Source organism: Micromonospora sp., from assembly GCF_048594385.1.
Taxonomy (GTDB): domain Bacteria; phylum Actinomycetota; class Actinomycetes; order Mycobacteriales; family Micromonosporaceae; genus Micromonospora; species Micromonospora wenchangensis.
In genome coordinates this window covers 1-3,560 of record NZ_JBMDWU010000348.1, presented here as the reverse complement: position 1 = coordinate 3,560, position 3,560 = coordinate 1, and the positions used below count along the sequence as shown (strand labels likewise).

Annotated in this window: 3 protein-coding genes; all 3 read left to right on the top strand. The window is 75.6% G+C overall.

Annotation, left to right across the window (positions count from 1 at the left end):
• Positions 1 to 168: 168 nt before the first annotated feature.
• Complete coding sequence (locus ACOJTC_RS18645) at positions 169 to 1,092, top strand: ornithine cyclodeaminase family protein (RefSeq protein ID WP_420117840.1); 924 nt, start codon at positions 169 to 171, stop codon at positions 1,090 to 1,092.
• A gap of 182 nt (positions 1,093 to 1,274) precedes the next feature.
• Positions 1,275 to 2,813, top strand: a complete 1,539-nt coding sequence (gene rimO / locus ACOJTC_RS18640) for a 30S ribosomal protein S12 methylthiotransferase RimO (RefSeq protein ID WP_420117838.1) — start codon at positions 1,275 to 1,277, stop codon at positions 2,811 to 2,813.
• Positions 2,814 to 2,890: 77 nt separating this feature from the next.
• Complete coding sequence (gene pgsA / locus ACOJTC_RS18635; RefSeq protein WP_420117839.1) at positions 2,891 to 3,478, top strand: CDP-diacylglycerol--glycerol-3-phosphate 3-phosphatidyltransferase; 588 nt, start codon at positions 2,891 to 2,893, stop codon at positions 3,476 to 3,478.
• Positions 3,479 to 3,560: the final 82 nt, after the last annotated feature.

Here is a 3,560-nt window from a genome sequence, read left to right as displayed (position 1 = left end):
GTGGTGTGGTTGCGGGGGTTTTGGGCCGGACGGGGACCGCCGGCGACTCTTCCGGGGGGCCGGGGCGGCCCACAACTACCGACGCTAGCACCGCCGGCCGGCGGGGTGGGGTGATCCTCCCCACCACACCTTGAGTTGAAGTCAGCTTGAGGTTGCAGCATGGGGAGTATGACGCTGCTCTTCGACGACCGGCAGGTCGCCGCCACCCTGGACGCGCCGACCACCGTCGCGGCGATGCGGGACGCCCTGCTGGCCGCCCACGCCGGCCGGCTCGTCGCCCCACCCCGGGCGTCCGCACCGCTGGCCGGCGGGCGGATGGTGCTCACCGCCGGGCAGCTCACCGACGAGTGGTACGGCTTCCGTTCCTACGACACCCTCGGCCACCCGGCCGGCGAGCAGCTCGTGGTGCTGCACGACGCCCGGACGGGGGCGGTACGGGCCATCGCCGTCGGCGCGGAGCTGGGGTCCCGGCGTACCGGCGGGCTGGGCGCGGTGGCCGTCGACGCCCTGGCCCGCCCGGACGCCGCCACCCTGGGCGTGATCGGCTCGGGCGGGCAGGCGTGGACGCAGGTGTGGGCGACCGCCGCCGTCCGGCCCCTGCGCGAGGTGACCGTGCACAGCCGCTCGGCGGCCCGCCGCGAGGCGTTCGCCGCCCGGGTCCGCGCCGAGCTGGGGATCCCCGCCCGCGCCGTCGGCTCGGCCGCCGAGGCGGTCCGCGACCGGGACGTGGTGGTGCTCGCCACCACCAGCGTCACCCCGGTGCTGGCCGCCACCGATCTCGCCCCGGGCACCCACGTCAACACCGTCGGCTTCAAGCAGGTGCACCGGCACGAGTTCGGCACCGACCTGCTCGACGCCGCCGACGTGCTGGTCACCGACTCGCCGGCCCAGGCAGCGGCGTACGACCCGCCGATGCTGACCGCCGTCGGACCGTACCCGGGACGGCTGCGGGACCTGGGGGCGGTGCTGGCCGGTGCGGTCCCCGGCCGCACCGGCGCGGACCAGGTGTCGGTGTTCTGCTCCACCGGCCTGGCCGGCACCGAGGTCGCCCTGCTGGACCGGCTGGTCCGGGTGGGCGCGACGACGGTCTGACCGCCGGTACGTCGGCTGCGGCGGGCGGCTGCACCATGATCGGATTGCAATTCCGGCGAGTGTTCCCGGCGTGTCGTGTGCATTCTCGTCATTTGATCAACGATCGGCCGGGCGGCGGGGTGAACCGGCCGACACCGCACGCCGCCGTCGGTCGGGCCCGCTCCCGCGCCCGGTACCCTCGGATGGTGTCCGCCACCCCCACGCCTGACAACGCCGGCCCGTCGCGGCCCGCCCCGCAGCCGTCGCCCGCCGACGGCCGCCGGGTCGCCCTGCTGACCCTGGGCTGCGCCCGCAACGAGGTCGACTCGGAGGAGCTGGCCGCCCGGCTGCACGCCGACGGCTGGCAGGTCACCACCGACGGCGAGGGTGCCGACGTGGTGGTCGTCAACACCTGCGGGTTCGTGGAGAAGGCCAAGCAGGACTCGAGCCAGACCCTGCTCGCCGCCGCCGCCACCGGGGCGAAGGTGGTCGCCGCCGGCTGCATGGCCGAGCGGTACGGCCGGGAGCTGGCCGACAGCCTCCCCGAGGCGCAGGCGGTGCTCAGCTTCGACGACTACCCCGACATCGCCGCCCGGCTCGACTCGGTGCTGGCCGGCGAGGCGATCGGCGCGCACACCCCCCGCGACCGCCGCGAGCTGCTGCCGCTGACCCCGGTCGCCCGGCGGGAGTCGGCGGTCTCCCTGCCCGGCCACGGCACTCCCACCCGGGTCGCGCCGGAGACCGACGCGCACACCCCGGCGCACCTGCGGCAGGTGCTGCGCCGCCGGCTCGACACCGGCCCGGTGGCCTCGCTGAAGCTGGCCAGCGGCTGCGACAGGCGGTGCGCGTTCTGCGCGATCCCGGCGTTCCGGGGCGCGTTCGTCTCGCGTACCCCCGACGAGCTGCTGGCCGAGGCGGAGTGGCTGGCCAAGACCGGCGTCCGCGAGCTGGTGCTGGTCAGCGAGAACTCGACGTCGTACGGCAAGGACCTGGGCGACCCGCGCGCGTTGGAGAAGCTGCTGCCGCAACTCGCCGCGATCGACGGCATCGTCCGGGTGCGGGCCAGCTACCTCCAGCCCGCCGAGACCCGCCCCGGCCTGGTCGAGGCGATCGCCACCACCCCCGGCGTGGCCGCCTACTTCGACCTGTCGTTCCAGCACTCCAGCGAGCCGGTGCTGCGCCGGATGCGCCGGTTCGGCTCCACCGACCGGTTCCTGGAGCTGCTGGCCAGCGCCCGTGCCCTCGCCCCCGAGGCGGGCGCGCGGAGCAACTTCATCGTCGGTTTCCCCGGCGAGACCAAGCAGGACGTGGCCGAGCTGACCCGCTTCCTGACCGACGCGCGGCTCGACGCGATCGGCGTGTTCGACTACAGCGACGAGGACGGCACCGAGGCCGCCGGGCTGCCCGGCAAGCTCTCCGCCGCCACCGTCAAGCGCCGCTACGACCGGCTCGCAGCCCTCGCCGACGAGTTGTGCTCGCAGCGGGCCGAGGAACGGCTCGGCAGCACGGTCGAGGTGCTTGTCGACACGGTCGACGACGGCGTGGTGGAGGGCCGGGCGGCGCACCAGGCCCCCGAGGTCGACGGCTCGACCACCCTGGTCGCCCCGGTCGGTGGCGGGGTCGACCTGGCCGCGTTGCGCCCCGGCGACCTCGTCCGGGCCACGGTCACCGCGACCGAGGGCGTCGACCTGGTGGCCGTGCCGGATGAGATGATCTCGGCGGCGCCCGGCGCGGAACGGTGACGGTGGGCCCGGACGGAGCGGGGGAGCCAGGTGGGGCGGTGCCAGGAACGCCACGACGGCCGGAGCGGGGCGCGGCGGTGACCGGGGCGGCGGAGTCCGCGCCGCCGGTGGCCCGGGTGCCGGTGCTCAACGCGGCCAACGGCCTGACCCTGCTGCGGCTGGTGCTGGTGCCGGTCTTCGCGGCCTCGGTGGTCACCTCCGGCGCGACCCACGCCGGGTGGCGGATCGCCGCCTGCCTGATCTTCGCGTTCGCCTCGATGACCGACCTGGTGGACGGCTGGATCGCCCGCCGCTTCGGCCTGGTCACCTCGGTGGGCAAGGTGGCCGACCCGATCGCCGACAAGGCGCTCACCGGCGCCGCCCTGGTGCTGCTGTCCGTCTACGACCGGCTGCCCTGGTGGGTGACGGTGCTGATCCTCGTCCGCGAGCTGGGCATCACCGGGCTGCGGTTCTGGGTGATCCGGCACGGCGTGATCGCCGCCAGCCGGGGCGGCAAGCTCAAGACGGCGTTGCAGATCCTGGCCATCGCCTGGTACCTGTGGCCGATGCCGGCCGGGCTCGCCACCGTCGGCCCCTGGCTGATGGCCGCCGCGGTCGGCGTCACGGTGGTCACCGGCTTCGACTACGTCGCCCAGGCCCTGCGCCTGCGCCGCCCCCGGCCCTGACCGGCCCGCACCGCCCCCCCTGAGCCGCCGCGCCGGAATCCCGGTGCGGCGGGACTGCTGTCCCTGCCGGTCGGGACGCCCC